The following is a 23,483-nucleotide window of genomic DNA, read 5'->3' on the forward strand; positions in this document are numbered from 1 at the left end:
GGGTCACACTCCAGTTCGGTTGTACTCGTCCACCAGAGGATGCGCAGGCTCCGGCTCGATGCCGGCCCGGATCATCTGGCGACACCACCGGTCGGCGCTCCACGAGAACGCCCGCAGGATCGCCTCGGTGCGGGACTGCCGCTGCCTCAATTCGCCGTTTTCCTTGTCGACTCGGTCCACCGTTGCTTGCAGTACGGCGAAGTCCTGGGCCTTCGCTTGAGGCGCTGTCTGGATCGCGGCTGCCGTCCGGCTACCCCGGTAGGTGAAATAGCCCGTAACGATCACACCGAGGACGGTGACGGCCGCCCCGACCAGTCCCCAGACGCCGTTCACCCGGGTCTCCCCTCAGCCACCTGGCCGGGAAGATCAGGCGATCCGGCGCTAGGTGGCACACGAGACGCGCACCAGATCACCCCACAGTGCGATGTGATGTACCAGCCGAACAGCCACAGTCCACGGGGGTAGTCGCCGAGGATCCCTGCCCAGCCATAGGTGAACGCCCAGAAAGCTGGCGGGACGCTCGCAGCGACGAAGCCGAGGCCGTCCTGGCCGAACTTCAGCCAGGCGCAGGCGAAGGTGGCGGTACCGCAGACGATCCACAGCCAGGCCCAGCAGTGGACCGGCGCCCAGCGCGTCAGCATGCCGAGACCCTGCGTGATAGCCGGCGGCTCGAAGATGAACGACGCGCCGAAGCACACCTTGCCGATCCCCATGAAGACGAGGAACGGGCCGCGCTGGCCGAGGTGTCCGCTGAACCAGCGGGACGCTCGGCGCTGCACTCAGACTCCCTGAACCGGGGATGCCTTTACCGGACTGGACAGTTCGAGCGACACGGCCGGCACCGGCGCGGTGACGCGTTCCCGCAGCCACAGGGTAATGAGCGCGGCGATCGCGGCCATGACCTTGGACTGGTGGTCGGCGGACCAGTCGAGGCCGAGGCCGACGCAGAGTGCCATGGCGGCCTGCGCGAACTGCACGAGCATCGCGGCGAGGGCGCCGTTCTTCAGGACGATCGCGGTGATGACGCCGACAGCAGCGGCGGAGGCGGCGTTGATGGCGGTCTGGGTGCCGTCGGAGATGTCGACGCCGAACGCGGACAGCGCCTGAAGCAGTGCCGCGATGAACCCGAGCAGGTACACGGGCTCTCTGCCGAAGATCTTCATGTTGTTCTCGCTTCCTGTTCGGCGAGCCAGCGCCGGACGGTCTGGTTGTGTCTGGCGTCGGCGAGGGCGTTGTGCTCGCCGGTTTCCTGCTTGGGGAGTTCGTTCCAGCCGATGCCAAGGCGTCGGGCTTCCTGCTGGATGTCGTTGGTGTACATGGGAACGCCGTCGGGGAGGTCGATCATGCGGCCCCACAGTTGGGCGAGGCAGACATGGTCGTAGGCGCCGTAGTTGGCCCAGAGTTCGACGTCGTCGCCAGAGTCGCGGATGAAGTCGCGGACCTCGCGGGCGATCTGCTCGATGGGCTTCACTGCCGGATCGTGGTAGTTGAACAGCCACGACTGCGGCATGTGGTTGTTCCAGTCGCCGGACGGCTTCGGCAGGTTGGGGACGACGTTTTCCATCAGCCACTGGTGCTTGCGCACCCGGCGCCGGAGCCGCCAGCCCTTCCATCCGCGGGCGGCCAGCAGGCCGTTGACGGCGTAGTAGGTGCGGCCGTCGTCGGCCACGATGCCGATGGAGATCGGCTCGATGGTCCGTCCGTTCTCCAGGAACTCCCAGTCGTAGTCCAGGGCGGTCACTCGGCGAGCCTCTCGGCGAGCCTGGCCGCCACCTTGTCCGCGATCGCGTCGGCGAGGCCCGGCGCCGCGGCCACCTTGGCGGCCAGCGCGTCCAGGTCCACGCCACCGGCGGCAAGGGAATCGACGACCTCGGCGACCTGCCCGACAACCTGCTGGGTCTTGCGGATGCCCTCGACCGCAGTCTGGAGGCTGTAGCCGCCGGGCCAGGTGGTGTTCTTGAGGGTCCTGCCGTCTTCCTCGTAGTAGTCGCCGTTGTTCACCGGCGGCCGGGCCGCGGGGACACTGTCCGACGCCCACACCGCAGCGGCGATCTTCTTGATTTCGGCGTCGGTAAGCGCCACGTCGTCCTCCTGGGGGGTGGTGGTTTTGCCGGTCGCGCGGGCGACGATGCCCGGGAACACGACCTCCTTGAACTGCTTCACTCGCGCATCGCCCGGGCACGAGTGCGCGCTCGGGTTCCATGCGTCGAACAGGCGGTGGTAGCCGTAGCCGGGATCGTCGGCGCTGCGGCAGATCCGCAGCGGGATGCCGTGTTTCTTGTGCAGCCACACGCCGAGCTGGATGAGCGCTTCGACCTGCGCGGCCGTCCACGGGTCGGATGCCTGCAGGTTGGACGCCGACTCCAGGGACACCGCGCCGGTGCCGTCCGCCCGCCGGTTCGCTGCGGCGTTCGCGTCCGCGCGAGTCTCGGTACCGATGAACTGACCGAGCGAGCCGTCATAGCCGAGGCCGAAGTGGCTTTCGAGGTTGGTAGACTTCCAGTACTCATAGAGTCGTTCCGGCGTCCACGGAGCCACGACGCTGTGCACGATGAACTGCGTGGGCCGGATCTCCGGTTGGCCATCGCTCTCCGGCTGAAGCTCCATCTTCTTTACGAACGGGCACCAAGCCATCAGGGTGCCTCCTTTCTCTCCCCCGAAGGGACACCGGTATGGATGTGCCCACCTGCACAGTTGACGGATGTGACCGCGCCGTGCGCGTGCGCTCCCGAGGGTGGTGCGCCATGCACTACAGCCGCTGGCAACGCCATGGGGACACGGGCCCTGGAACTGCGCATCGTGTGCACGCCCGCACGGCGGCGGAACCTCGGCGGTGCGAATTCCCGGGCTGCACGCGGGCGTACATCAGCAAAGGGCTGTGCGCTAGCCACAACTGGCAGCGCAATGTGGGGCGGGACCTGACTTCGCTGCCAGATCGCCGAGAGGCGAAGCCAGCCGACCGAAACGAGCGGGGTGAGAAGCAGTGCCGCACTTGCCTCGTATGGCTCCACGTAGGCATGTTCACCCGCCTCGCCAGCGCCACTGACGGCCTGCAAGGACACTGCCGGGACTGTGGCCGGGACGCCCAGCGAAAGGCTCTCTATCGGATGCCTCGCGGAATGTACGCGGACATGCTGGCAAGCCAGGGGGGCGTGTGCGCCATCTGTGAACAGCCGAGTAGTGACGGCCGGGCCCTTGCTATCGACCACGACCACACCTGCTGTCCCGACTCCGCTGGGTCTTGCGGTCGATGCGTGCGCGCCCTGCTGTGCACCGCATGCAATCACGGACTCGGCAGGTTCCGGGACGCCCCTGAACTCCTGCGAGCCGCAGCCGCGTACCTGGAGCATCACCGCTCCAGGTAGTCCCGCGTAGTGCTGCGCATCCGACTCGGCTGCAGCTCCATTCGCGTGGCACCGGGATACCAGGCCATGAGGGCCCCTCTCTGGGCATGAAAAAGGCCCCTCACCTGGGGCGCGAGCTTCGTGTTCGTGAGGGTCAGGTGGTCTTGATAAAGACGACGTGCAGTCGCACGTTGGAGCCGCTACTGATGTCGCCTGTGGCGGAACGCAGGGTGCAGACACCATCGGTGCCGACGACGAACCCGCCGGATGCGACACCGCTGTCCCAGGCGCCGTTGATCGTCTGATGGGTGGGCCGCCAGCCGACCGGAAGGGTGCAGCAGACGGTGTCGGCGATGTTCCCGCTAGATTCGCTGATCGTGCCACCGGTGCGGGCCAGGAAGACGTCGACAGCGGTGACGCGGCCTTCACGGTAGGCGGCGAAGTCGAGCTGGCTGAACCCGGAGGCAACGGACAGGCCGCTCGTGGTGGAGGTGAGGGCCTGCGGTGGCGGCGCCCACGCCGACCCGTCGTACACCTCCAGCCGGTTCACATCCAGCAGGTAGGTGGCCATGCCCTCGACCGGCGCATACGAGCCGACCAGGGTGGCGCCGCGGGCCGACGCCGACGCGAACCGCATCACCGTGCGAGGAATGATGCCGTCGGCGAGGGCCTGCGCGGCGCCCGGGATGGACGGGACATCCGTCATCTGCCACACGCCGACACTCTGGCCGTAACTGTCCGGGGTGGGCATCAGTCGCTCGCCTCCTGCGGCCAGTCGAGCTCGGCCGGGACGGCTGCACTGAACTGCTGAAGATCCATGCCGTGCTGCCGATAGACGGCGCGCAGCGCCGCCGCCAGGTCTTCGACCGGCGACACCTCGCCCGACTCCAGATAGCTGGAGAAGGCGGCGGTGCCGACGTACTCGCCCCCCTCGTTGACGATCTGCGTGCGGAAGGTGGTTTCCGGGGGGAAGGCTGCGCCGTCCACAGGGTCTCCTAAAGGTCGTAGTAGCAGCCGTCCAGGCTCAGCCAGGTCGTGATGCTGGTGGTGGCGCTGGCGTAGACGGTGAGCGTCCCGGCCGCGGCCAGTTCGACGCGCACCGTGCCTTTGGTGTCCGCGCTGTAGTTGCGAGCCACAGTCCACGTGCGGGGATTGGCGGGGCGCGCCACTGCCGGGAACGTCGTGCAGACGGTGGGCGCGGTCAGGTTCGTCGTCGACGTGAGTGCGCCTCGCAACTCGACCCGCCGGCCGCCGCCCGCTGGGGTGACGATGCGGAACTGGGCCACATCGAGGCTGCCCTGGCCGGCGGTGAAGCCTGCGGCCGGGGTCAGCGCGGTCCAGGGCGTGCCGGTAGCTGTGGAGAGCCGGCCGCGGGCCAGCCAGTTGCCTGAACTGTTCTGGTCGATGGCGATGACGTCGCCGACCGCGGGCAGGGTGTAGGCCTCCAGGCAGCGGATCGACGGGATGCCGTCGGCGTCGACGGTGCCGTCCGTGTTGACGGCGGTGACGGTGGCGAGCCGCCAGTCCGAGCCGTGGACGCTGGGCGTCCGCTCTCCCGTGCGTTGGGCCTGGCGTCGCAGGGCCGCGGTCAGGTCCCGGTCGATGGCGTGCCCCGTCATGCGTCCTCCTTCGCGGAGATCGTGGAGATCGGGAAGTCGCCGCCGAAGTCGAGGGGGACGGTGAAGGCGGCCACCTGGTGCAGTTCGCGGGTGCCGTCTTCGTGGGCGATCCGCAAAACGTCGCCGGGTTCGAGTGCCGGGTTGGGCAGTGAGGAGATGTCGCCGGACGCGTTGGGGGCTTTGGCCTGGGCGAGTTTGAGGGTGGCGGCGTTCTGGCAGGCGCTCACCGAGACGAGGGTGGCCGAGCTGTAGAACAGGGGGCGGCGCCCGTAGGGCCCACCCCAGTAAGTGGGGCTTCCCGTGTCGTTGTCGGTGGCCAGGTACTGGACGGGGGCGACGTTGTCGCTGGTGTTCTCGCCGCGGGCCAGCACCCCGTTGAACACGTTGTCGGAGGTCATGGCCCGGTTGGCGGAGATGTAGGCGCCGCCTTCGGCTGCGTCGATCGACCAGGCGGGGGTGGTGGTGAGCAGGTCGGGCAGGGTGGCGATGGCGAACACGCCGTCGGCGTTGGCGTACACCTCTGCCCCTGCCGCAGCGGCGATCTCCTGGCAGCCCGCCCACGGGTCTGCTTCAGTGTCGAAAATCCTCGTACCGATAGGGATGTCGACGATGGTGGAGATGACGTCGGCGGTCGGCAGGCTGCGCCGGATCAGTTCGGTAACCGCGGACACGACGGTGCCGGTGACCCGGTACGGGGCGGTGAACTTGTCGTCCGTGACCACGGCAGCCAGGTCTTTCCCCTGCAGGGTAACCGGGCCCTGGGTGACGTCACCGCTGACGGCGTCCAGCCGGAATACGCCCAGCGGGACCAGCTCCTGGGTGCCGTCGCCGTAGTCGACACCACGGTAGAGCTGTAGCCGTGCCCCGTAGGTGGCCAGCTGGTCTGCCGGCGTCCGGGGGATGCGGGACGGGTCGGCGCAGGTAACAGTGCAGGTGCGGCGGATCGCTTGCGACCGGTCCACCACCACCGAGCCGCCCGTGTGTTCGATGTCGGTGATGCGGCCGTCGGCGAGAAACAACTGCACCCGTGTGACCGGCTTGTGGGATTCGGTGATGCGCTGCAGGAACCGGTCGGAGACGGGATACAACGCGTCACCCCGTCCGGCGGTCGAGCAGCAGATCCTCACAGGTGGCGTATACGGCCAGGAGGTCGGCGCAGGTGTCGAACTCGGTGAGGACGTCCTGGCAGGTGCGGCCCGCTGACCCGTTGACGCCGGTGGTGACCGGCATGTCGCTTTCGGTCAGAGGCAGTGTCCAGGCCCGCCACTGTTCTTGCGCCAGCCGGCCGACCCGCACCTCCGGCACTTCGGCGACCGACACGTACATGTCGTCGACGCCCATGCCTGGATTGGCTTGCCACAGCAGGGTGTTGCCGGAGTCGAGCAGCAGGTGCAGGGCCTTGCGTTCGGCGTCCGAGCGGGTCCAGATCGCCAGATCGCCTTCCAGGCCTTGCCGCACGCCGGAGAAGGTGACCTTGTTGCGGCGTCCGCGCACCACGTAGGAGGACTGCTCGACGGGCCGCTTCCAGTCCGGTGCCTGCTGCACGACGACCAGGCAGTTCCGCTGCGGGTTGCCTGGGTCTTTCAGCCAGCTGGTGTTGATGTCGGCGAGTGTGAGCGTCACCGTCGACGATGACCGAGTTCCGGAGATCACGTCGGGGCTCGTATAGGTCTCGATGTGGTAGTAGACGGGCGCCCCGATGGGCGCCTCATGATCCTCGACAATCATCAGGTCGGAGGTGATGAGCTGCTGGTCGATCAGTCCGGCCGCGCCGCGAACCAGGGTCCGCAGGCCGTCCGGGCCGACCCGGTACACGGTGATCAAGTCGTCGACCAGCAGCTCCCGCAACGTCAGCTCGATGTAGCCGTCACTGTCGTGGGCCTCCACCGCGGTCTGCGGCAGCACCTCCCACAGCGTGACCTGATCCACGTGGATCACGCTCGACGTCGCCGATGCGGTCACCACCACCTCGACCGCGGCCTGCGTTGCCCCCGCGGGCGCGACCGCATCAGCGGGAAGCGCGTACCAGGAAGAGCCCGGCAGCGAATAGGTGGTACCGGTCGACGAACCCAGGTCGACGTTGGAGGCGTTGAACCAGCGCACCCGGGTCCGTACCGACGACCAGGAGCCGGCCGCCGGATGGACGATGACCTGCGCCCGATAGTTCAGACCGGCCGTGATCCCGCCGACCTTCGCCGATTGGAGCGTTGAAGCCGTCGCAGTCGCCGACGAGACGGCCAACGAGTAGGAGCCGTCGAACGAGGACAACCCCCACGGTGTAGTGCGGGCGAGCGTCGCCACCCCGGACGTCACCGTCCAGCCGGCCACGCCCTGCTCGATCGACGAATCCGCATACGGCAGCAGGCTGCCCGCCTGCAGCTTGGGGGCGACCGTCACCACGACGGTTTCCAGGCGCAGCACCTGCCCGGCCGACGCCGAATCCAGGCCGGCCGCCACCGAGCACGTCGCCGCGTTCGCCGGGGCGACCATGCTGGCGCGCTGCCGGTACATGCCCGTCGTCGCAGGAGGTGCCAGCGTGGAGCGCTGGGCCGCGACCTGGTTGCCCGCGGCGTCGTAGAAGCGCAGTTCGATCCACGCCTGCGAGGTGAGGACTGGGGGCTGCAGGTAGGCGTAGGCCAGATATTCGGTGCCCGGCGTCACTGCGGGCCGGTCGACGGCGAGTACGGAGGCGTTGCCGGTGGCTACGGCGGTCATCGCCAGGGTCTGACCGCCGGCCAGGTAGTTGTCGACAGCCCAGTTGATGGCGGGCACTTGGCGGGAGATCGTCGCGTTGACGACGGCCGCCCACCCGGAGGCGTCGACCTCGGTGGATTCAGTGTTGAACGGCAGCAGGTTGCCGGTCGTGCGGATTGGCAGCCCGAGGTAGACGTTCTCCCAGAAGTGGCTGATGTTCGCGCCGGTCTCCGTCGACGACAGCAGCACCTGCGCCATGGTTGCGCCGGCCGGTGCAGCCCCTGCCACCGATACGCGGTGCCAGCTTGCTGACGCCGCCATGGTCACGGTGGACCAGGTGATGCCGAGTTCGGTTCCGCTGCTGCTCAGCCAGCGGATCCCGATCCGCTCCGCCGTCGATGTCGCCCCGGCCGTGTCGGAGAACGTGTAGTACACGGTCCCAGCTACGACGGGGTAGGAGGAGACGGTGCGGGCCTGCATCTCCCCCGCGGCCACCGACCGCACGGACAGGCAGCCGCCCCCACCGGTTCGACCCCCGACACCCAGGCCGATGGTGCAGTTCAGCTTGGGTGTCCACCCGGAGGTGTTGGGGTCGATCGTTTCGGTGGTGGAGCTGAGGAGGTTCCCGGGGATCGTCAAAGTGGGTCCTCCTCAGCTCGCGTAGAGGCTGCTGATGAGCCGCTGGTTGCCTTCGTTGACGACCTGCTGCGCTTCGCCGCGGACCTTCCCAAGGAACTCGCCCGAGTCGAGGTACAAGTTGCCCTCGAAGCTGGAAGCTCCTCCGTGCGCGGCCATCGACGTCAGCGCGTTGGCCTGCGATGTGGTGAAGACCGGCTCGGGCCTGCCGGTGCCGTTGTAGGCAAGGTTCAGCCCTGGCTGCAGGTAGCCGCCAGAGTCGTACTTGCCGGGCTGGAAGCCATACCACGAGGTGAACAGGGGATCGTTGTATCCGCGGGCGCTTGGGCCGTAGTGGACGCCGCGGCCTCCACTGGACTCGACGTTCGTGCGTCCGAGCGTCCCTGCCGTGTGGCCGACACCGGCGTTGGTGATGCCGATACGGAACGGCGAGCTGCCGTGGTACACCCAGCCGGGAGGCGCCGTCTTCCCGGAGAACGCCCCGGTGGCCCACCGTCGCCGGTTGGGCGCCTGGCCGCGGATCACGTTCTCGATGGCGCCCATGAACCCGGAACAGTCGAACCCGGCCGGGCCGACCCCGCCCCAGAGATACGGCTTGCCGTTCTGGCTCTTCGCCCACTTCAACGCCGCGGCGATCCGTGGTCCGCCGACCCCTCCGGCGCCCTTCTTGTCGGCCTCCTTGCTGTAGCCGAACAAGGCGTCGATGATCTTGCTGGGGATGCGGCGGATCAGCTTGCCGAAGCCGGTGTCCATGCCGGGGAAGGCGCTCAGCAGCGGATTGACGACAGTTTTCACGCCGGACCGCGCCGAGCCTTCCAGGGTGTCAGCGAGCCAACTCGCCCCCTTCTTGATGGTGTTCCAGGCCGCAGTCCCGGCGCCGAGCGTGGCGGAGGCTGCTTTGCCGATCCATCCGAAGATGCCGCCGTCCGCGAACCGCTGCACGACCCCGCCGTTGGCGTAGCGCAAGGAGGTGTCCGTCGGCGTGCGCGGGTTGCCGCCCAGGAGCGGCGCCAGTGCAGCTTTCACCCCGTCGGAGCCGCGGGACTTCGCGATCGAGTTCATCGAGCCGACGAACCCGGAGCCCACCGCCCTCGTGAACTCCGGCCGGAAGATGGACTCGCCGCCCGACAGTTCAAGCTGGCCGCCGGTCGGGGACACGAACTTGTGGACGTCACGGCCCGGCGTGTAGCCGGGCATGATGCCACCCGAGGCGAACTTGAACTTCGGCAGCTGTGGCGCACCGAAGGCCTTCGCCACACTGTTCCAGACGCCCCGAATGCCTGAGTTGTACACGACATCCACGACATATTGGACGGGCTTGCGGGCAAGGTCGCGGACCTTCGACCACTGTTCGCCGATGTAGTCCTTGGCTGTCCGGAACGCGGCTCCGACAGCCTTCACGCCTGCCTTTAGCAGGTCGAACTGAGGCTTTACGCCCTTCGACCACAGCCAGGTCGCCCGGTCTACGATCCACCCGAAGGCGGGCCTGATCGCGTTCGTGTACAGCCACTTGGCCTGCTCGCCGATTGCCCGGAAGGCGGGGGCGAGGGCGTTCTTCCACAGCCACGTCGCGACCCGTGCCACCACCCGGAAGGCGACCGCCATCGCGTCGAACTGCGGCTTCAAGACGTTCTTGTACAGCCACACGGCGAGCGCCGCGATCGCCTCAAACGCAGGCTTGATCGCGACCTTCCACAGCCAGCCTGCGATCGCCCCGAACACCTTGAACGCGACGATGATCGGCAGGATTACCGCGACGACGATCGCCGTGAACAGGATTCGGGCCGCCAGCGAGATGGCGTTCCAGGCGGGCCTGATGGCGTTCGTCCACAGCCACATCGCGGCGCGGCCGAGCTGCTGCAAGCCTTGCCAGATGAAGCCGAAGACGGGCTTGAGGACGTTGTTCCACGCCCACAGGGCCGCCGTCTGGATGCCGGCCCACGTGGCCTGCACGGCCGCCCGGAACCATCCGAACTTGTTGTAGGCGTAGATGACCGCGGCGGTGAGGGCGACGATCCCGATGATGATCAGCGTGATCGGGTTCGCCATCGTTGCGGCGTTGAACGCCCACACGGCGATCGTCCACAGCTTCGTCGCCACATAGGCGGCGTAGATGCCCTGCACCAGCCACGGCGCATGCTCGGCGATGATGCCGATCGCCTCAGCCAGCCCGCCCAGCGTCTTCAGCAGGATGCTGCCGATCGGCCCCAGCGCCTTACCGACGTCGAAGAACGCGCCGAAAATCTTCCCCAGCGCGTCCGCGACGATCGGACCCTGAGTTGCCGAGTAGTCCAGGAACTTCTCGAACGCCGGGCTCCCCTTCAGCCCGGTGGCCCACGCGGAGAATCGTCCCGTGATCCGCTGCATTCTCGTCGAGATCGAATCCATGTGCGGCAGGAAGGCGTCGATGACGCCGACCATGCCCTTGAAGATCCGGCCGAAAGACACTCCGAGCCCGGTGATCGCAGGCCCGACCGAGCCAGCCAGCTCCGTCTTGAACTGCCGCCACCACGGCGACTTGAAGCCGCGCGACACCCGATCCTGCAGGCCACCAATCGCCTTGGCCGCCGCCAGGACGAAGGGAGTGAGCCCCGGCAGGCTGCGCCTCAGCCCGTTCAACGCGCGGGTGAAAATGGGCATGACGGCAGGCTGCAGCGCCCTCGACCAGGCGCTGAAAGCTGTACGCAAGCCGACGAACGCGTTCAAGGTTGCGCGGGCAGACGGAGTCAGCTTCGCCAGCTCGGCACGGTACTTGGCCTGCGCGATCGCAGCCTGATCCACGCCGCCGGCGGCCGACTGCGACGCGGAGGCGATCTGCCGCTGAGCCGAAGCGATCGAATCAGCCCCCGACTGCTGGGCCTGCACGACACGCTCCTGCGCGCGAGCAATGCTCTCGGCGCCCTGACGCTGCGTCTCCGCAACGTTCTTCTGTGCCTCGCTGAGCTTCTGTTGGGCGTCCGCGATCGCCCGCGTGTTCTCGATCTGCGTCTTCGCGACGCTGTCCTGCGCTTTCTTCAGCGCAGCCGTCCGGTCGACAACATCCTGCTGGGCGGCAGCAAGCCGCTCCTGTGCACTCCGGACCGTGTCGCTGCCCTCGACGCCGGCCTTGTTCGCCTTCGCCGTGTCCGACTGGAGGCGCTGCGTCTCCTGGCGCTGCTCCTTGAGCCGCTGCAGCGCCTGGTCGTAGGCCAGGATCGCCTTCTGCTTGTCCAGGGCCGAGGAACTCTGGTTGCCCAGGACCGCATTGCGCTGGGCGGCGGCTTCCTTCAGCGCGATCTCGGCATCCCGCTGCGACAGCACCGAGTCGGCGAGCTCGTTGTTCATGTCCTGCAGCTGCCGGGACGCCTCCGCGCGGGCCGCCGTCAAGTCCAGTTGTGCCTGCCGGGCACTCTTCTGCGCTGTGCTGAGGTCCCTCTCGGCCTGGGCGACTTGCTCGTTCGCCTGCTCCATGCGGTCCGCGGCCTGGGCGTAGGCATCGGACAACGACTGGCGGGCCTGCTTCACCTGCTGCGCCGCCTGCGCGTTCGCCTGCGACGCCTGCCGCACCGCATCCGATACACCGCGCTCGGCATCGGCGATCTGACGGGCCGCATTACGGCGGGCCGTCGCCAACGCCTGCTGCGCGCCAGCCATCTGCAGAGCCTTCGACGCGCCCTGCGCGTTCGCCTGGTTGCCCTTGTAGGTGGCGTTCGTTGCCGCGTCCTGCGCCGACTTCTGCGCCTGCAGCACCGTGCCGATCTGCTTGAACGCCGGGACCGCCACCAGGGCGATCGAACCGACACCGGCTGCCGCAGCCGCGCCCGCGGCAGCGATCGCCCCCAAGCCGGCGGCGATCACCGGCAGGACAGGCAGAATTGCCGGGCCGAGGGCAATCGCGGCGAACACGAGGCCGTTGATGCTGGCCGTCGCCGACGAAGCGTCGACGTCAATGCTCTGCCCGTCGAGCCGGTTTACGGCGGCCTGAAACGCAGCCAACTGGGCCAGTGCAGCCCCGGCATCCACGCGGACGGCAACGTCCGCGTCCTGCACTGACAGACGCGCCAGGCGGGCCCGAATGTCGTCGACGCGGGCGAGCGCCTCACCCGCGTCAATGTCGATGCCAACCCGCTGATCCTTCAGGGCCGTCAACTGGGCCCGCAGGGAAGCTATCTCCGCGCGTGCCGGAGACGTATCGGCATCAATGTTGATGTTCGGCAGTGATGCTTCAGCCTGCTCGACCGCAGCCCGCAGTCGTGCGCCCAGGCCGCCGTCCGTCTCGATCCGGATCCGGGCCGGGTCTGCCGTCAACGCATCGATCTCGGCCCGGATTTCGGCGAGCGCGGCCCGGGCTGCAGCTGTGTCGGAACGTACCGCCACGTTCGGGTGGGCCGCTCCGAGGCGGCGCAGGCGCTCCTCAATGTCGGCGATCTCAGCATCCGCCGCCGTCACATCAACATCGACGCCGATGCGCTTGTTCGACAGCGTTTCCAGGCGGGCGCGGAGCCGGGCCAGTTCGGCATCGACACCCGTGTCGGACAGCTTGACGTCCAGCTTGGGCATAGCCCGGAACGCCTCGGTGAGCTTGGCCCTCAACGAGCGAGCGAATGCGCCACCCGTGTCCGCACCCTGCCGAGTGGCAGCCGGGCGTGCCGCCTTCGCACCGTTGTTGATGCCGTCCCGAATCGCCGGCGCCATCTGCGCGGCGATCTGCCGCCCGATGATCCTGCCGACCTCGTCGCCGATCCGCGATGCAGGGGGTACGAGAGCCGCCTGAAGGCGACCCTCAATGCCCCGCGCGTTGGGCAGAACATCGACTTCGACAGAACCGACAGAGATAGCGGGCACCGGGAGCCTCCTCCCGGCGCCCTACGCGGCGCCCCCGTTGAGCAGCGTGAACAGATGGTTGGCCTGCGCGTCGGACAGGCTCTGCTTCGGGCGGAGCGGCTTCGCTCCGGGCCGCCGGATCGGCTCCGGAGGCCTGGGCCGCTTCGACTTCTGCTCGGTGTTGACGCACAGCAGCACGTACTCAAGGCGGGCTACACGGTCAGCGACCATCGCCAAGAGCTGTTCGGTCTGCGACCAGCGGCCCTTCTCCGGCTCGCCCTTCTCGCCCTGCTCCGCCAGCTCCTCGTCCGGCATGGCGTTACGCAGGGCCGTCCACGTGGCCGACTCCGGCGGCAAGTGCTGGATGAGGACCCGCAGCCTGCGCCACGACATCTGCCCGCGGTGCACGTCCAGCAGGTCGACCCCGTGGTAGTAGCGCAGCAGGTCGGCTTCTATCGCCTCCGCGTGCGCCTCGACGACGGCGCGGGTCCACGCGAGTTTCCCGGGCTCTCACCAAGCCGAGACGACGCCTCTTGCGTGAACTCGATGAACTCGACGATCGTCGGGTCGAGCTCCAGGTACAGGTCGTAGTCGTCGGGATGGAAGATCTTCCCTGCGAAGCCGTCCAAGTCCCCCTGGTTCAGCATCCGCTGCCACGACGACCTCCACGCCGAAGCCGGAATGATCTGCACCTCCTCGCCGCACAGTTCAGCGGTGACGTAGTGCCCCTCGGCCTCGATCTCCTGGGCCTCCGCCGCCGAGACCTCCAGGTCGTCGACATCCTGCTCTTCGACGGGCCGGCGGCTGGTGGCCGGGCGGGATGCCGCCCTCGCCCCGCTGCGGGGCTTCCTGCTCGTGCTGCTGGGGGTCTTGCGTGCGGACTCGGCCACGGCGCGGGCTCCTCATCTCTACGGCGCGGGGCAGGGGTTGAAGGTGAACGGGCCGCGCCCGCGCCAACGGGGCACCCGCAGGTGCCTACGGCCCGTCCACCAGCTCAGGAGCCCGTGTAGGCGGGCGTCACCGGGATCTTGTCGACGTGGTAGACGGTGTTCCCGGACGCGTCCGGGTACGTGGTGATCGTCCACTCGTAGCCGCTCATTTCGTCCTGTTTGAACGTCACGTCGCTACGGTCGTTGATCTCGCCCTGCGGCACGTAGAAGCCCTTGTAGGCGTCCCCGTCGACCACCAGGAACCAGAACGCACGCCGGTCCGGCACCGGGCTCGCGGTCTCCGCGTACTTGGTGAGACCGTCACCGTCCGGGACCAGGTCGGCGGCGTCCAGCCGGTACTGCAGCGACTGCACCGCCACCCGCGACGTCTCCCACACCGTCAGCCCGAACGTGCGCACCGACTTGGTGATCTGCGTGCGGAACGGCGACGTCAGACCCCACGGCGTGAACTCCTGGGAGTCCTCGTCGAATCCGTAGGTCAGACCGTCGTCCGAGATGGCTCCGAGCGGCTCCCACGGCGCCGTCGGCTGGTTGCGGGGATCGGCAGGCGCGGTCGTACCGACCGGCGCCACCCAGCCCCCGCCGTTGGCACCCACCAGGGCGAGGTCCGCGGCGCGGGTGATGTTGACCATGATGTCTCCAGACATGCGAAAGCCCGCGCACGGGCGGGTGTTGAAGGGGCACGGCGCGGGCCCAAAGCCGGTCAGAAAACCGGGTGACAGAAGATCTCGTAGGTGCCGCCGACGCGGCGCAGCGCGGTGTTCTCGTAGTCGCGGGGGCCAGGCAGCGTCAGCGCCCGGATACGCCCGAAGACGACCGTCTCCCCAGCCGTTCCGGGCAGTTCGCCCGTCAGCCAGGCATGCACGGCACGGCTCCACGTGATGGCATCCGCGCGATTGGTTCCGAAGACGTCCATGTCCACGAGGAATCGGGCCACGAGAAGACCGTCATCACTGCCAGCAGGCACCTGCTGGAGGCGGATTGTCGGCAGCTCGGCGAGCAGGTTGTTGTCGAGCTCGTCCCGCACCACCGCATCCGGGAACTTGGCCGTTGCACGGGTGATGAGTTCCAGCTCGACATCGACGAGGGCGGTCACTGGTTCCGGCCCCCCAACTGGGCGGCTCTCAGCAGGACGTGATGCGCCCTCACCTTTTCAGAGCCGTACTCGACATGCCACGCGTAGTAGGCGGTGTTCCGGACGTGCGCCACTGCACGGTTGCGCCGGTGGCCGCCGCGGGTACCACTACTGGTCTCCCATGAGGCCTTGTAGTGACCGGGGTGCGGGCCCTCCTCGTAAACCGGGGAAAGACCCACAGCAACATCCTTGATGAGGTTGGCGCGCCGTAGCATCTCGGCCTGCATGCCCGGCATGCGCAGCATCTCGCCGACACCTTTGCGCTTCATCTTGAACCGTGCCTCCACAGCCCACCTCCTGTCGGTCAGCCAGTGACGCGGTCGGCGGCGAACTGGATGACGCCGCGGGTTCCGGTGAACGGAGAGCGGCCCCAATCGCCCGGTTCGCCCGTGATGTCGCACTTCACGCCTCGCACCATCACCTGATCCGTAGTGCGCAGCGGCAGTCGGGCCGTTGGCGGTTGGTCGGCCGGAACATAGACGGTCCAGCCGACGATGACCGTGTCCCGGTTCTGCTGTTGATCGCCGCCCACCTGAGGCGTCTCCTGCCGCGGGGTCACGACGCAGCGCGCGAGGTCGAACGACTCGTCCGGGCCCGGAAGCGGATGCCCGCGAGGGTCCCGGTCCGGCGAAGTACCGGTACGCAGCACCCGCACGGTCTCCCCGAACGGATACGGCATCAGCCATACCCCCAGCCCGGCTCGAACTCGTCCACGAACCCGGCATCGTCGACAGGCCACGTCGGCGACGGATCCGCCGTCGAAGGTGTCGGGTCGACCGTGAACGCCCCGCCGCGGCCAGCCAGCGACTTGAGGGCGCTCTTGTCCGCCTTCGTCAGGTACAAGCCGCCCGAACCAGTCGGCCGCTGCACCGACATCGGTCCGATCGTCTCGTAAGACACCTGCTGCGGGTTCACGTAGGCCCGGCCGGCGACCGACAGCACCACCGCTTCGGCACCCTCAGGCAGCGGCTTGACCACTGTCTGACACAGCTGGATCGCAGTGTTCAGCAGCAGATCGGCACGGTCCCCGTCGATCTCCCCAAGGCCCAAGTACAAGCCCAATTGCTCAGCGGTAGGAGGGACGAAAGCCACGACGCCTCCTCAGGCCAGGGACTCCACAGCGCTACACCAGGCCGCCAGATCGGCAGCCGGATTGAGCTCGACAGACCGGGCCTTCGCCCGCTTCGACGCCAGCCGGTACTCGGCAGGCGCCTGCAGCTTCCGCAGGACCGCCTCATAGCCGGCCACGTCGTTCCGGTCGACGAAGACGCCCGCTTCCCCGAGTGACTCGCACAGGCCCTCGGTGGGGTGCGCGACGACAGGGATCCCCGAGGCCAGCGCTTCGACCCCGGCTCGCCCCCACGACTCATACGAGGACGGCATCAGCAGCACCTCCGTGCGGCCGTACACCGCCTCCCTCATGTCCTCGCCGCGTACATGCTCGACGATCTCGACGTTGGGCAGGTCGGGAAGGATCTGCTCACCGTAGGCGCCCTTCACAGCGAGGAACTGCTGGTCCGGCATGCGGCGGGCCAAAGCCTCGAGGACCTTGCCGCCCTTGGCCTCATTGCAGTTGATCAGCGTGATGGCCTTACCGGCCTTCGTCGTGTACTCGTCCGCGAACACCGGCGGGCGCACGATCAGAGACGACACGGGCCGGATGGACTTCGGGTACTCGGCGAAGAAGAGCTCCGCCTCCCGCTCCATCCACTGGCTGTTGTACACCGCCAGCGCGGTCCCGCCCGCCGCCATATCCCGGAACGTCGGGCGATGCGTGTTGTGGCAGACCACGGCAAGCGGCTTGCCCCACCCCCGGGCCAGAGACGCCGTCGCCGGCACCGTCTCCAGATGCGCCAGCAGCACATGGGCGCGCTTCACCGCAGTCGGGAAGTCGAGCCGCGACTCCAGCGGCACGACCTTGATGCCGCGGTACTCGTACTCCTTGTGGGCCTTGCCGTAGCGGGACAGCCACACCTGCACGTCATGCCCGCGCTCCACCAGCGGCCGGAGCATCGACACGACCATGTGCTCGGCCCCGGCGTTGTGCTCCGGCGGCATCGCGTGCACGCGGGCGACGATGGACAGCGGCTTGGCTGCCCCGCCCGGCGCGGAAGCCGGGACAGCCCGCCCCATCAGGAACCGCTCGGGGTGCCGGTGAACTTCACGAACGCGTCCGCGTCGCCCATGACGAAGCCGTAGTACGCCTCCGCGAGGATCAGGACGAGGTTCTCCTGGAACGCCGAGTGCACGCCGCCCTCCTCGTCGACGTAGGTGGCCTGGTCGGAGATCCGCACGGTGATGTCCATGCCGACTCCGTAGGCCGCCTGAGACCAGTCGCCGCCGATCGCACGCAGCCCCGTGTCCGTCGATGCGGACTGTCGGCGCTGCTTGCCCGACACGCTGCGCGAGTAGGCGAGTGGCTCACCGATCAGAGTGCCGGCCGCGGCCATGTCCGTGCCGGGGGTCTGCGTGTCGACCAGGATTGGCCGACCCGTCGTGTCGGTGGCCAGCAGCAGCTTCGGCTTCAGCCGGTGGTCGGCGACGGTGCCGGTGTAGTCCCAGTCGTCGTCGATGACCTGCTCCATGCCCTTGACCAGGTCGGCCCAGATGCCGCCCGTGGCCTGGCTGGCCGTACCGAGCGCGACCGAGTTGGAGGTGGCGGCCAGGTACTCGCTGAAGGGGCCGGTGGCGCCCTTCATGGTCTTGCCGTGGATCGCAGCGTGGTCGAAGGCCCGGGCGAACGCGGTCGGCAGGTCCTTCTGCAGCTGGGCGTACAGGCCGGCCGTGTTGGTCCGAGCGACCTCCATCGCGACCGGGATCAGCACGGCGAGCTTCTTCGCCTGCATCTGCTTGACGTCGATTCCGCCGGTCGACAGGGGCTTCTTCGCCGCCTGCCCGACCCAGTCCGCAGTCGGGACGTCCATCGGGATCGGCACCGAGGTCGTGGCGTCCAGCGCCAGCGGTGCGGGACGGGCCAGCGCCATGACCGCGGACTGTTCCACGGACTTTTCGAAGATCGGCGCCGTGATGGTCCGCGGCAGGAGCTCCTCGGGCAGGCCGGACGTGGTGATAGGGGCCGTAGCCACCATGATTCCTACTCTCTCAGCGGCCGTTCAGCCGCGTAGTCAGCCACCCGGCGAACACGTCCTCCGGGCTGGGGGCCTTGGTTCGGTTGGCACCGGACGCCTGAGTGCGGTCCGGTGCAGGACGCCGCGGGCCCTCCTGGGGCTGGCTCTTCGCCCAGTGCGGCTTGCGCTCCAAAAGCGCCTGAAGGTCGGCCTCGATAGCCGCCTCGTCGATGTCGCCGTCAGAGTCGATGTACGAGTCGAGATCCAGCGCGCCGACCGCGTCCTCCGGGTCAGCGAACGAACCGCCCGCCAGGGCCTGCACGCGGCTCTTCGCGAGCCGCTGCCGCGTGCTGGCGATCTGCTCGTTCGCGCGGGCGAGCTGGTCGTTGAGGCGCTCGGACTCCGATTTCTCGGAGTCCTTGATGGCCTGCAGTTCTGCCGCCTTCGGTTCCAGCTCCTTCAGGCGCTTGCGGAGGTTCGCGGCCTCCGAATTCGCCTTCCGGATCTTCGCCTCAGCCTGCTTCCGGTCGAACGGCTTCTCCTCAGCCCCTGCGTCCGCCTCCTGGGCGTCCTCCGCGGCCTCGGTGGTGTCGTTCTCCTCGGTCGCCGTCTCGTTGACGGTCTCCTCGGTACCGGTGTCCTGCTGCTCGGTCGTCTCGGTCTCTTCGGGCATGACGAATCGGCCCTCCAGGGGCTGTGGAAATGAGAAAGGCCGCCACCAGGGCGACCTCGTTGATCAGAAAGATCCGGGGAGCGGGTTCGAATCGTGCTCGGCCAATGCCCGCCTGAAGAGGCTGAGCTGGTCTCCCGGATGGCCTTGGGCGTACTCGCGGTAGATGCGATCCCACTCCGCCGCGTGCGGTGAAATCTCGAACCGCTGCCCCCGGAAGACGGGGACGATCCCGCAGTGGCAGTTGTTGTGGAACTTCACCACCGACGCATCACCGGAGAACCGGTCGTTGGCGTCACGGCCGGCGGTGTCTGCCGTCGCGTACACGGCGCCACGGCTGGACATGAGCTTGCAGAAGTAGCAGGCTCCGAGGGCTGCCGTGCGCGCATAGGCCACGGCTTGCGGGTCCTGCTGCACGGCTTGCCGGACCGTCGAGCGGCCCGCGTCGGCGACCAGCCTCTGTGTCGCCATATCGGCTTTGCCGAACGCCGCTTCCAGGCGGACATTCAGCGGCTCCAATTGGGCGACCGTGGCGTCGGCCTCGTCGCGCGGCCACAGGTCTTTCGTGGCCCAGCGCAGCGAGCTGTCCGTCTGCCCCGCCGACGGCGCCTCGGCGAGCGGCACCGTGAACGCCCCAGGTGCGCCAGCCGCGTCCCGTTCGCCGTCGTAGAAGTCGGCAGCCAGAGTCGCCGCCACCTCCGAGTAGCGGGCTACGACCACGCCCACAGCTTCGATCCATGACGGCACCGTCGCCTGCAGTCGGGCCGGATCAATGAGACGCCGCAGGCCACGCAGATCACGTAGCAGCAGAGCCGTCAGCCCGGCTTGGGCTGCGCGCCAACGGGCCGCTGTTGCTGAGCTATCCGAGACTGTCGATGCCAAGACCGGCCTCCGACGGCTCCGGACCCGCGCCGCTTCCGCCAGCACCAAGCTCAGCGAGACGATCCATCAGAGCGTTGCTGCCAGCCCGTCCCGCGGCGCGCTGTCGGTCCGCCCGAACCCGCTTCCGCTGGTTCTCCGTCAGGCCGGCCATCTCCAGCGCAACGTCCGAGTCGGCAGGCAGGATGCCTTGGCTGACGAGCTTGACGGTCGCGTCCACCTGGGCTGCGATCGTTGGTGTCGCCGGGTTCCGCCACACCGTCTCGATGCGCCGCGTCTTGTCCGGCGGCTCCCCGTCACGGATCCATAGAGCCAGCCGCATGGCGTCCTGCCAGCCCCGGCCGAGGCGGCGGATCCGCCGCTCCGACTTCTTGACGAGCTTCGCCTCGGTCGACCGGATGGCGTCCGCCGAAGCCGGGTTGTCGGTGGTGTAGCCGAGCATGTGCGGCGGCAGCCCGAACTGCGACGACATGATCCGCGCATACAGGTCGATGATCTTCGTCTGGCCGGACGGATCGTGAGCTGCGAACTGGCCGACGTCCGGGACGTTGCCGTCCTCGTCCCGCTCGAGCGCGAGGACACGGCCGATGTACGTCTCCCAGGCGCTCTTGGCGTTGCCCTCTGCGTCCTGAAAGGCGGACTCTGAGGCGCCGAGGATGTAGCGCTGGGGGGCGCCGAAGAACTCGGCCGCGACCTCGATGCCCATGAGGCGCCGGCACGCCGCATCCGTGATCGACATGACGTCCTGCGTGATCTCAGACTTGCCGACCCTGTCGGCTGTTCTCTGCCGGTTCGCCAGCCGCACCACCGGAACAACACCCAGGCCGTGCATGTCCCGATCGACGACCTCCCAGCCGCCAGACTCCGACGGCAGGGCCGTGATCGTCTGATCCGGCAAATACAGGACGATCATCCGCTCTTCGGGGCCCGACTCGATGTACGTGTCCGCCGCACACTCGCGGAGTGCCGCGGTACCCATACGGATCCGGGCGTCCCACATCAGCGTCATATCCAGCGGCGACTCCACCGTAATCAGCGGCGGGCAGTCGTCACCGCAGTCGCCAGTGCCGACCGCCAGATACTCGCGGCCGTAGATCAGGGCATCCAAGTGCGCCAGTGACGACTCGTCGAAGAGGTCGTTGGCGTCGGCGATCTCCTCCAACTCCGTCGAGTCCGCGCCATCAGCCCACCGGAACGCCTCCAAATCGAGGCGCTCCTCAAGCGACTCGACACCGACCCGCGGCCAACCGATGACCGTATGCAGCCCCTTGAGCTGCGGCGGAATACTGATGCCGAGGTCGCGGACCAGCTGCTCGCCGTTGAAGTACGCGTCCCGCAGCAGCAGCGCCCATCGGTCCCGCTGCATGTCCGCACGCAGCACGTTGATCAGCGCAAGCTCGTCGTCCGACAGGAAGACCAGCGGGATATCCGGACTGGTGACGGTCACCGCAGCACCACCACCCTCCCCTTGCCTGGCGTCTTCTTCTTGGCCCGCTTCGGGGAGTTCAGGATCATGCGGCGCAGCATCCGCGCCCCGACCATGCAGACGGCGAGGTCGATCTTCCGGGCAGACTCACGGTGCTCCTTGCCGATCGTCACGCCCCACCGGTTCGTCCGCCGACGGGCGTTGATCACATGCGTGCGCAGCACCTTGTGCCCGTCATGGAAGAGCGTCCTCTCGAGCACGTCCGCATGCGTGCGCTTCACGGCCTCCGTGAACGTCTCCTGATTGCGGGTATCGCGCATATCCCAGCGCACCGCGTGCGCTTTCGGGCCCGACAACACCGACCTCAGCGTGAGCTTCGCGCCCCACGTCTGGCCCCACGTGTCGATGTAGGTGTCCCAGTACATCTCGCCGTCGTCATCGTCCTGGCCCGAGCCGGGGTCAGCGAAGAACGCCAACACCCTGAACCGGGCAAACGCGTTCTCGACAACACCATGCACCTCGTCGCGAGGCACTCGATACGGCACGAACCCGGGCGTGTTCGGCGCCGGCCAGTTCGCCGGCTTCTGCCACACACCCAGGGCGGACACCAGGCCGTCCGACATGCGGCAAGCCGCCAGGCCCGTCGCGTCGTCCGACTTGGAGCCGTCAAAGAAGAGGACGATCTCGTCGCCATCCGCCAGAGCCAGATCCTCGCGCTTGCAGGCATCCCACTCGTAGCGGGCCAGCCACGCATCCTCAGCTGCAGCGATCTGGTTGTACCAGAAGCGGCGCGACCGGCTCGGCGGGTTACGGACGTCGAGGATCGACGCCTTCAGCCGCTCGATGTCCAGCCATGTCGAATCCCCGCGGACCGCCCGCAGCGTCGGCCCAATCCACGCCTCCGTCAGCTTCGCCTCAGGCGGAGCCTCCAGCGTGTCGTAGAACAAGCCCGTGTCCACAGCGCGCCCGGCCTCTGCGGCCTCGTAGGCGTCCCTGGTGCGTTCGGCCACCGAGTCCTCGCCAGGTTCGAACGCGTTCGTGTCCGCCAGCGTCCGGGACTGCCCGTCCGCCGACTTCGTGGCGTTACGCTCGATGACCGCGGCCATCTCATGGCCCGAGTTCGACTCCAGCCAGTGGTGCGTCTCGCCCATCGACGTGAACGTTGGCCGGCCGCCCTCAAGAGCGCGCGGCGACGACGTCACAGCCTCAGTGCGTGCCCGCCCCTTGTCGGCGTAGATGATCTCCTTGCCAAGGTCGATGCGATACTCCTCGATCGCCCGCTTCGACAGGATCAGCGGGAACAACGTCATCGTGTTCCGCGTCTGGTCCTGACTGACGGCCGCGATCTGCACCCACGCCGCCGGATGCTGCATCCCGAGCGGCTGCCCCGGAGGGACACCCCACTCGTTGCCCTCGTCGGCAACCTCGTTGAAGCGGCACGGCCCGACGAACTCGAACGCTGCCCACGTCGCCTTCAACGGGTCCTTGCCGTGCCCCTTAAGGCGCTGGATCACTCCATCTCGCCACAGGAACCGGTTCGTCGCCGGGTCCATCGCGTACCACCACAAGGTCAGACGAGCCTGCTCTGGCGTGTACTGCCACGGCTTCCCGACGTAGTGCTGCAGGTACGTCTTCGTCCACGCCAGGCAATGCCAGCCCAGCGTGTACTCGGGCAGGATGAACTTGCCGTCCGGGCCGCGCTTCCACGTCGGCCCGAGAGTGAAGGGCGTGACAACGTCCGGGACCTGCTCGTCAGCCGCCTGCGATGTCACGGTACGAATCCAGCGGACTCACCGACGCCAACCGCGGGCTGTCGGGCTTCTTCCGCTCCAACTCCATACGCGCCCGACGTCGGTCGCCCTCCGTCGTCAGCAGCGACGCCATCACCGAATTCAGTGCAGCGACGAGCTGGCCGTTCGGACCACGCTCGGAGCAGTCCAACACTCGCGACATCAGCTCCGCGGCATACCGGGCCACCGCCCAGTCCGACGGCTCATAGAACGCGGCCTGCCCCGATTGACGCAGGCTCAAGTACCAGTCCCTGGCTATCGGATCCCACTGCGCGCTCGGCTCAGGCAGGTCCGGAAGTCCTTCCGGTTGCCCGGATGGGGCCTGGATCAGTTCGGGACCGTCGTCCTTATTACGGCGACGGCGCTCCTCAGAACGCTTCGGGATAGGTCCGTGTGCGCCCATGACGACCTCCAGGGTCAGAGCACGCCACCAGGGCGCGCAGAGGGCTGGAAACAACGACGCCTCAGG

26 protein-coding genes are annotated in these 23,483 nt (G+C 68.0%); 1 reads left to right on the top strand and 25 read right to left on the bottom strand.

Features of this window, described 5'->3' with window-relative positions; all coding sequences use genetic code 11:
• Positions 1–3: 3 nt before the first annotated feature.
• From ACZ39I_RS09345 to ACZ39I_RS09365, 5 genes are read right to left on the bottom strand one after another with little or no spacing between them, the layout of a single operon-like run.
• Positions 4–333, bottom strand: a complete 330-nt coding sequence (locus ACZ39I_RS09345) for a hypothetical protein (protein WP_467243838.1) — start codon at positions 331–333, stop codon at positions 4–6.
• Positions 330–779 (bottom strand): hypothetical protein, encoded by a 450-nt coding sequence (locus tag ACZ39I_RS09350; RefSeq protein ID WP_467243839.1) that lies wholly within the window; start codon positions 777–779, stop codon positions 330–332. Before ACZ39I_RS09350 ends, ACZ39I_RS09345 begins: the two co-directional genes overlap by 4 nt.
• A complete protein-coding gene (locus tag ACZ39I_RS09355; protein WP_467243840.1) occupies positions 780–1,163 on the bottom strand; it encodes a hypothetical protein in 384 nt (127 codons plus the stop codon).
• The gene (locus ACZ39I_RS09360) at positions 1,160–1,741 is read right to left on the bottom strand and encodes a 3'-5' exoribonuclease domain-containing protein (protein WP_467243841.1); all 582 of its coding nucleotides are present in this window, start codon (positions 1,739–1,741) and stop codon (positions 1,160–1,162) included. The genes ACZ39I_RS09355 and ACZ39I_RS09360 overlap by 4 nt, the downstream gene beginning before the upstream one ends.
• Positions 1,738–2,607, bottom strand: a complete 870-nt coding sequence (locus ACZ39I_RS09365) for a peptidoglycan recognition protein family protein (RefSeq protein ID WP_467243842.1) — start codon at positions 2,605–2,607, stop codon at positions 1,738–1,740. Before ACZ39I_RS09365 ends, ACZ39I_RS09360 begins: the two co-directional genes overlap by 4 nt.
• 410 nt (positions 2,608–3,017) lie before the next feature.
• On the opposite strand from ACZ39I_RS09365, the gene ACZ39I_RS09370 reads away from it, so the two are divergent.
• Positions 3,018–3,365 (top strand): endonuclease VII domain-containing protein, encoded by a 348-nt coding sequence (locus ACZ39I_RS09370; protein ID WP_467243843.1) that lies wholly within the window; start codon positions 3,018–3,020, stop codon positions 3,363–3,365.
• 133 nt (positions 3,366–3,498) lie between these two features.
• Here ACZ39I_RS09370 and ACZ39I_RS09375 read toward each other — a convergent pair whose 3' ends face one another.
• The 20 genes from ACZ39I_RS09375 to ACZ39I_RS09470 form a co-directional block, all read right to left on the bottom strand.
• Positions 3,499–4,095: a hypothetical protein gene (locus ACZ39I_RS09375; protein ID WP_467243844.1), complete on the bottom strand. Its 597-nt coding sequence runs from the start codon at positions 4,093–4,095 to the stop codon at positions 3,499–3,501.
• Positions 4,095–4,331, bottom strand: a complete 237-nt coding sequence (locus ACZ39I_RS09380) for a hypothetical protein (protein ID WP_467243845.1) — start codon at positions 4,329–4,331, stop codon at positions 4,095–4,097. Before ACZ39I_RS09380 ends, ACZ39I_RS09375 begins: the two co-directional genes overlap by 1 nt.
• Before the next feature lie 8 nt (positions 4,332–4,339).
• Positions 4,340–4,963, bottom strand: coding sequence for a hypothetical protein (locus ACZ39I_RS09385; protein WP_467243846.1), 624 nt, complete (start codon positions 4,961–4,963; stop codon positions 4,340–4,342).
• Complete coding sequence (locus tag ACZ39I_RS09390; RefSeq protein ID WP_467243847.1) at positions 4,960–6,051, bottom strand: DUF5047 domain-containing protein; 1,092 nt, start codon at positions 6,049–6,051, stop codon at positions 4,960–4,962. Before ACZ39I_RS09390 ends, ACZ39I_RS09385 begins: the two co-directional genes overlap by 4 nt.
• A gap of 4 nt (positions 6,052–6,055) precedes the next feature.
• Complete coding sequence (locus ACZ39I_RS09395; protein ID WP_467243848.1) at positions 6,056–8,296, bottom strand: hypothetical protein; 2,241 nt, start codon at positions 8,294–8,296, stop codon at positions 6,056–6,058.
• A gap of 12 nt (positions 8,297–8,308) precedes the next feature.
• Complete coding sequence (locus ACZ39I_RS09400; protein WP_467243849.1) at positions 8,309–13,117, bottom strand: hypothetical protein; 4,809 nt, start codon at positions 13,115–13,117, stop codon at positions 8,309–8,311.
• A 21-nt stretch (positions 13,118–13,138) separates the two neighbouring features.
• The gene (locus ACZ39I_RS09405; RefSeq protein ID WP_467243850.1) at positions 13,139–13,489 is read right to left on the bottom strand and encodes a hypothetical protein; all 351 of its coding nucleotides are present in this window, start codon (positions 13,487–13,489) and stop codon (positions 13,139–13,141) included.
• Positions 13,490–13,548: 59 nt separating this feature from the next.
• Positions 13,549–13,986, bottom strand: a complete 438-nt coding sequence (locus tag ACZ39I_RS09410; RefSeq protein WP_467243851.1) for a hypothetical protein — start codon at positions 13,984–13,986, stop codon at positions 13,549–13,551.
• A 104-nt stretch (positions 13,987–14,090) separates the two neighbouring features.
• The gene (locus tag ACZ39I_RS09415; protein WP_280912310.1) at positions 14,091–14,693 is read right to left on the bottom strand and encodes a phage tail tube protein; all 603 of its coding nucleotides are present in this window, start codon (positions 14,691–14,693) and stop codon (positions 14,091–14,093) included.
• Positions 14,694–14,749: 56 nt separating this feature from the next.
• Positions 14,750–15,142 (bottom strand): phage tail termination protein, encoded by a 393-nt coding sequence (locus ACZ39I_RS09420; RefSeq protein ID WP_467243852.1) that lies wholly within the window; start codon positions 15,140–15,142, stop codon positions 14,750–14,752.
• On the bottom strand, positions 15,139–15,468 hold the full coding sequence (locus ACZ39I_RS09425; protein ID WP_467243853.1) for an HK97 gp10 family phage protein: 330 nt from the start codon (positions 15,466–15,468) through the stop codon (positions 15,139–15,141). Before ACZ39I_RS09425 ends, ACZ39I_RS09420 begins: the two co-directional genes overlap by 4 nt.
• Positions 15,469–15,485: 17 nt before the next feature.
• Positions 15,486–15,860 (bottom strand): hypothetical protein, encoded by a 375-nt coding sequence (locus ACZ39I_RS09430; RefSeq protein ID WP_467243854.1) that lies wholly within the window; start codon positions 15,858–15,860, stop codon positions 15,486–15,488.
• On the bottom strand, positions 15,860–16,273 hold the full coding sequence (locus ACZ39I_RS09435; protein ID WP_467243855.1) for a hypothetical protein: 414 nt from the start codon (positions 16,271–16,273) through the stop codon (positions 15,860–15,862). The genes ACZ39I_RS09430 and ACZ39I_RS09435 overlap by 1 nt, the downstream gene beginning before the upstream one ends.
• A gap of 9 nt (positions 16,274–16,282) precedes the next feature.
• A complete protein-coding gene (locus tag ACZ39I_RS09440; RefSeq protein WP_467243856.1) occupies positions 16,283–17,314 on the bottom strand; it encodes a glycosyltransferase family 4 protein in 1,032 nt (343 codons plus the stop codon).
• Positions 17,314–18,270: a phage major capsid protein gene (locus ACZ39I_RS09445; RefSeq protein WP_467243857.1), complete on the bottom strand. Its 957-nt coding sequence runs from the start codon at positions 18,268–18,270 to the stop codon at positions 17,314–17,316. The genes ACZ39I_RS09440 and ACZ39I_RS09445 overlap by 1 nt, the downstream gene beginning before the upstream one ends.
• Before the next feature lie 13 nt (positions 18,271–18,283).
• A complete protein-coding gene (locus tag ACZ39I_RS09450) occupies positions 18,284–18,922 on the bottom strand; it encodes a hypothetical protein (protein WP_467243858.1) in 639 nt (212 codons plus the stop codon).
• 63 nt (positions 18,923–18,985) lie between these two features.
• Positions 18,986–19,801, bottom strand: coding sequence for a VG15 protein (locus tag ACZ39I_RS09455; protein ID WP_467243859.1), 816 nt, complete (start codon positions 19,799–19,801; stop codon positions 18,986–18,988).
• Complete coding sequence (locus ACZ39I_RS09460; protein WP_467243860.1) at positions 19,779–21,245, bottom strand: phage portal protein; 1,467 nt, start codon at positions 21,243–21,245, stop codon at positions 19,779–19,781. The genes ACZ39I_RS09455 and ACZ39I_RS09460 overlap by 23 nt, the downstream gene beginning before the upstream one ends.
• On the bottom strand, positions 21,242–22,996 hold the full coding sequence (locus tag ACZ39I_RS09465) for a terminase (RefSeq protein ID WP_467243861.1): 1,755 nt from the start codon (positions 22,994–22,996) through the stop codon (positions 21,242–21,244). Before ACZ39I_RS09465 ends, ACZ39I_RS09460 begins: the two co-directional genes overlap by 4 nt.
• Complete coding sequence (locus ACZ39I_RS09470; RefSeq protein ID WP_467243862.1) at positions 22,977–23,417, bottom strand: phage terminase small subunit; 441 nt, start codon at positions 23,415–23,417, stop codon at positions 22,977–22,979. Before ACZ39I_RS09470 ends, ACZ39I_RS09465 begins: the two co-directional genes overlap by 20 nt.
• Positions 23,418–23,483: the final 66 nt, after the last annotated feature.

Source organism: Streptomyces sp. NPDC024687 (assembly GCF_055559055.1).